Below are 4,274 nucleotides of genomic sequence, written 5' to 3' on the forward strand. Positions count from 1 at the left end.
ACCGTAGTCAGTCAGTCCGGCTTCTATCAGCATCACCGCTTCCTGAACTTCTTTCAGACCATCGATGGCCATACGACCGGAGCCTATCCAGTCGCAGTTCCCCCAGGCACTGCGGGCTTCCTGAAAACTGAAGCGCGCTTTTGAAGGTAACGTCACCACGCGGCGAACGATGGCCTCTTCCAGCCAGCACAGAAACATCTGGCTCGCCTGACGGGATGCGACGAATTTTCGCCGCCCCATAAAGTACGCCCACGACTCGTTCGCACTGGCCCGTGCCGTGGAGTAGCTCATCTGGGCGTAATTCCGGGAAAGCTGCTCATACGAGACACCCAGCCCGGCAGCGATATACCGCAGCAGTGACTGCTCAAACACGGAGTAGCCGTTATCCGTATCCTGAGCCGTCTGCAGGTTCAGTGAGTCACCCGGCATCAGGTGCGGTACTTTTGCGCCTCCCAGCCGGACCGGCGCTGCGGCGTAATACGCGGCAATTTCACCAATCCAGCCGGTCAGCCTTTCCCGCTGCTCCTGACTGTTCGCGCCCAGAATAAAATCCATCGCTGACTGCGTATCCAGCTCACTCTCAATGGTGGCGGCATACATCGCCTTCACAATGGCGCTCTGCAGCTGCGTGTTCTGCAGCGTGTCGAGCATCTTCATCTGCTCCATCACGCTGTAAAACACATTTGCACCGCGAGTCTGCCCGTCCTCCACGGGTTCAAAAACGTGAATGAACGAGGCGCGCCCGCCGGGTAACTCACGGGGTATCCATGTCCATTTCTGCGGCATCCAGCCAGGATACCCGTCCTCGCTGACGTAATATCCCAGCGCCGCACCGCTGTCATTAATCTGCACACCGGCACGGCAGTTCCGGCTGTCGCCGGTATTGTTCGGGTTGCTGATGCGCTTCGGGCTGACCATCCGGAACTGTGTCCGGAAAAGCCGCGACGAACTGGTATCCCAGGTGGCCTGAACGAACAGTTCACCGTTAAAGGCGTGCATGGCCACACCTTCCCGAATCATCATGGTAAACGTGCGTTTTCGCTCAACGTCAATGCAGCAGCAGTCATCCTCGGCAAACTCTTTCCATGCCGCTTCAACCTCGCGGGAAAAGGCACGGGCTTCTTCCTCCCCGATGCCCAGATAGCGCCAGCTTGGGCGATGACTGAGCCGGAAAAAAGACCCGACGATATGATCCTGATGCAGCTGGATGGCGTTGGCGGCATAGCCGTTATTGCGTACCAGATCGTCTGCGCGGGCATTGCCACGGGTAAAGTTGGGCAACAGGGCTGCATCCACACTTTCACTCGGTGGGTTCCACGACCGCAACTGCCCTCCAAATCCGCTGCCACCGCCGTGATAACCGGCATATTCGCGCAGCGATGTCATGCCGTCCGGCCCCAGAAGGGTGGGAATGGTGGGCGTTTTCATACATAAAATCCTGCAGGTCCCCTGCGTCGCTGTGTCATGCCGGTCTGCACTTCCAGCTCTGCAATATATTTTTTCAGGTCAGACACGGAAGTGGCCGTAAACTCCACCCTTCGTCCGTCTTTCTGTACTGTTGCCACCCGTTTACCTGTCATCAGGTCATGCAGTGCCGCACGGGCAGCGGCAAGTTCTTCCTGTCGCGTCATTCATCCTCTCCGGATAAGGCACGGGCGTAATCTGCCAGTGTTTTCTTGTTGGTTGCTGCACCATCCTCTTCCTGCAGGCTCGCCAGCAGCGCACTGAGATCCAGCTGCCAGCGGGAAATACTGATGCGCAGCGCCGCCAGCGCATAAACGAAGCAGTCGAGTGCCTCATTGCGTCGCTTTTTGCTGTCCCACAGTATTTTTTTCCTGCCATCCACCCATTTTTCGACCTGCTCTTCAGCAGTCAGCTGCTGCGCTTCGGTCAGATCAAAAATATCCGGGTTATTCGGGAAGTGAACGGCACCGGGAAGCGGTTCATCCCCTTCCGGCGTCAGTGTGAAGCGGTTATAAATCTGCTCTTTCGCGGTATCCGTACCGATTTCGGTAAGGTAAACCCCGTTTTTGTTTCGCTTACGTGGCATGCTGGCCACCGGCTTTCCGTAGACGGATGCCCCTTTAATGGGGATCACCCGGAACAGCCCATGTTTTTTCGAGCGTTCATACACAATGGTCGGGTCAATCCCGCCAGTATCCCAGCAGATACGGGATATCGACATTTCTGCACCATTCCGGCGGGTATAGGTTTTATTGATGGCCTCATCCACACGCAGCAGCGTCTGTTCATCGTCGTGGCGGCCCATAATAATCTGCCGGTCAATCAGCCAGCTTTCCTCACCCGGCCCCCATCCCCATACGCGCATTTCGTAGCGGTCCAGCTGGGAGTCGATACCGGCGGTCAGGTAAGCCACACGGTCAGGAACGGGCGCTGAATAATGCTCTTTCCGCTCTGCCATCACTTCAGCATCCGGACGTTCGCCAATTTTCGCCTCCCACGTCTCACCGAGCGTGGTGTTTACGAAGGTTTTACGTTTTCCCGTATCCCCTTTCGTTTTCATCCAGTCTTTGACAATCTGCACCCAGGTGGTGAACGGGCTGTACGCTGTCCAGATGTGAAAGGTCACACTGTCAGGTGGCTCAATCTCTTCACCGGATGACGAAAACCAGAGAATGCCATCACGGGTCCAGATCCCGGTCTTTTCGCAGATATAACGGGCATCAGTAAAGTCCAGCTCCTGCTGGCGGATGACGCAGGCATTATGCTCGCAGAGATAAAACACGCTGGAGGGGTCATCCGGCGTCCATTTGAGGCCAAACGGCGTCTCTTTGTCGCCAAATTTAAGATACTGCTCCTCCCCGCAATGCGGGCAGGCAACATGAAAACGCATAAAATGCGGGGATTCACTGGCTGCACGCTCAATCTGACAGGTGCCTCTCACTTTTGGCGTGGAGCCACGGATGGACTTTGGCCAGACCGAGCCTTCAATACGCTTGTCACCCAGGAACGTCGGAGAGCCTTCCTGTTCAATATCATCATCAAAAGCAGCAAGTTCATCATAACCCGCCACATCCACCGACTTTTCACGGTAGTTTTTTGCCGCTTTACCGCCCAGGCACCAGAAGCCACGCCCATTAGTGAAACGCTTCATGGTGAGCGTGTTATCCCGGTGCTTTTTGCCATACCACGGGGCCAGCGCCAGCAGCGACGGAATATCACGAATAGTCGGCTCAACGTGGGTTTTCATAAAGTTCTCGGCATCACCATCCGTCGGCAACCAGATAAGGGTGTTGCGCTGCTTATGCTCTATAAAGTAGGCATAAACACCCAGCAGCATTTTGGAATAACCGACACGGGCAGACTTCACCACATTCACCTCACGGATGTAGTCGCTGCCCATCGCATTCATGATGGCCCGCTGAAAGGGCAGTGTTTCCCAGCGCCCTTCCTGGTATGCGGATTCTTTCGGGAGATAGTAATTAGCATCCGCCCATTCAACGGCGGTCTGTGGCTCCGGCCTGAACAGTGAGCGAAGCCCGGCGCGGACAAAATGCCGCAGCCTGTTAACCTGACTGTTCGATATATTCACTCAGCAACCCCGGTATCAGTTCATCCAGCGCGGCTGCTTTGTTCATGGCTTTGATGATATCCCGTTTCAGGAAATCAACATGTCGGTTTTCCAGTTCCGGAAAACGCCGCTGCACCGACAGGGGGAGCCCGTCGAGAATACTGGCAATTTCACCTGCGATCCGCGACAGCACGAAAGTACAGAATGCGGTTTCCACCACTTCAGCGGAGTCTCTGGCATTCTTCAGTTCCTGTGCGTCGGCCTGCGCACGCGTAAGTCGATGGCGTTCGTACTCAATAGTTCCTGGCTGGAGATCTGCCTCGCTGGCCTGCCGCAGTTCTTCAACCTCCCGGCGCAGCTTTTCGTTCTCAATTTCAGCATCCCTTTCGGCATACCATTTTATGACGGCGGCAGAGTCATAAAGCACCTCATTACCCTTGCCACCGCCTCGCAGAACGGGCATTCCCTGTTCCTGCCAGTTCTGAATGGTACGGATACTCGCACCGAAAATGTCAGCCAGCTGCTTTTTGTTGACTTCCATTGTTCATTCCACGGACAAAAACAGAGAAAGGAAACGACAGAGGCCAAAAAGCTCGCTTTCAGCACCTGTCGTTTCCTTTCTTTTCAGAGGGTATTTTAAATAAAAACATTAAGTTATGACGAAGAAGAACGGAAACGCCTTAAACCGGAAAATTTTCATAAATAGCGAAAACCCGCGAGGTCGCCGCCCACTGACTTAAGA

Annotated in this window: 4 protein-coding genes; all 4 read right to left on the reverse strand. The window is 54.9% G+C overall.

All coding sequences use genetic code 11. The annotated features are described in order from the left end of the window. The coding region (locus tag D1B31_RS23665; RefSeq protein ID WP_118924972.1) for a phage portal protein at positions 1-1,428 on the reverse strand (1,428 nt) is incomplete at its 3' end. Then, positions 1,425-1,631: a phage head-tail joining protein gene (locus tag D1B31_RS23670; protein ID WP_000198149.1), complete on the reverse strand. Its 207-nt coding sequence runs from the start codon at positions 1,629-1,631 to the stop codon at positions 1,425-1,427. The genes D1B31_RS23670 and D1B31_RS23665, both read right to left, overlap by 4 nt. Beyond that, positions 1,628-3,553 carry a phage terminase large subunit family protein gene (locus tag D1B31_RS23675; RefSeq protein ID WP_001027292.1) on the reverse strand — a complete coding sequence of 642 codons (1,926 nt, stop codon included), beginning with the start codon at positions 3,551-3,553 and terminating at the stop codon, positions 1,628-1,630. Before D1B31_RS23675 ends, D1B31_RS23670 begins: the two co-directional genes overlap by 4 nt. After that, positions 3,528-4,073, reverse strand: coding sequence for a DNA-packaging protein (locus tag D1B31_RS23680; RefSeq protein WP_000453580.1), 546 nt, complete (start codon positions 4,071-4,073; stop codon positions 3,528-3,530). The genes D1B31_RS23675 and D1B31_RS23680 overlap by 26 nt, the downstream gene beginning before the upstream one ends. Between the last annotated feature and the right edge of the window lie 201 nt (positions 4,074-4,274).

It is taken from the genome of Neobacillus notoginsengisoli (assembly GCF_003515685.1).
Taxonomy (GTDB): domain Bacteria; phylum Bacillota; class Bacilli; order Bacillales; family Cytobacillaceae; genus Bacillus_D; species Bacillus_D notoginsengisoli.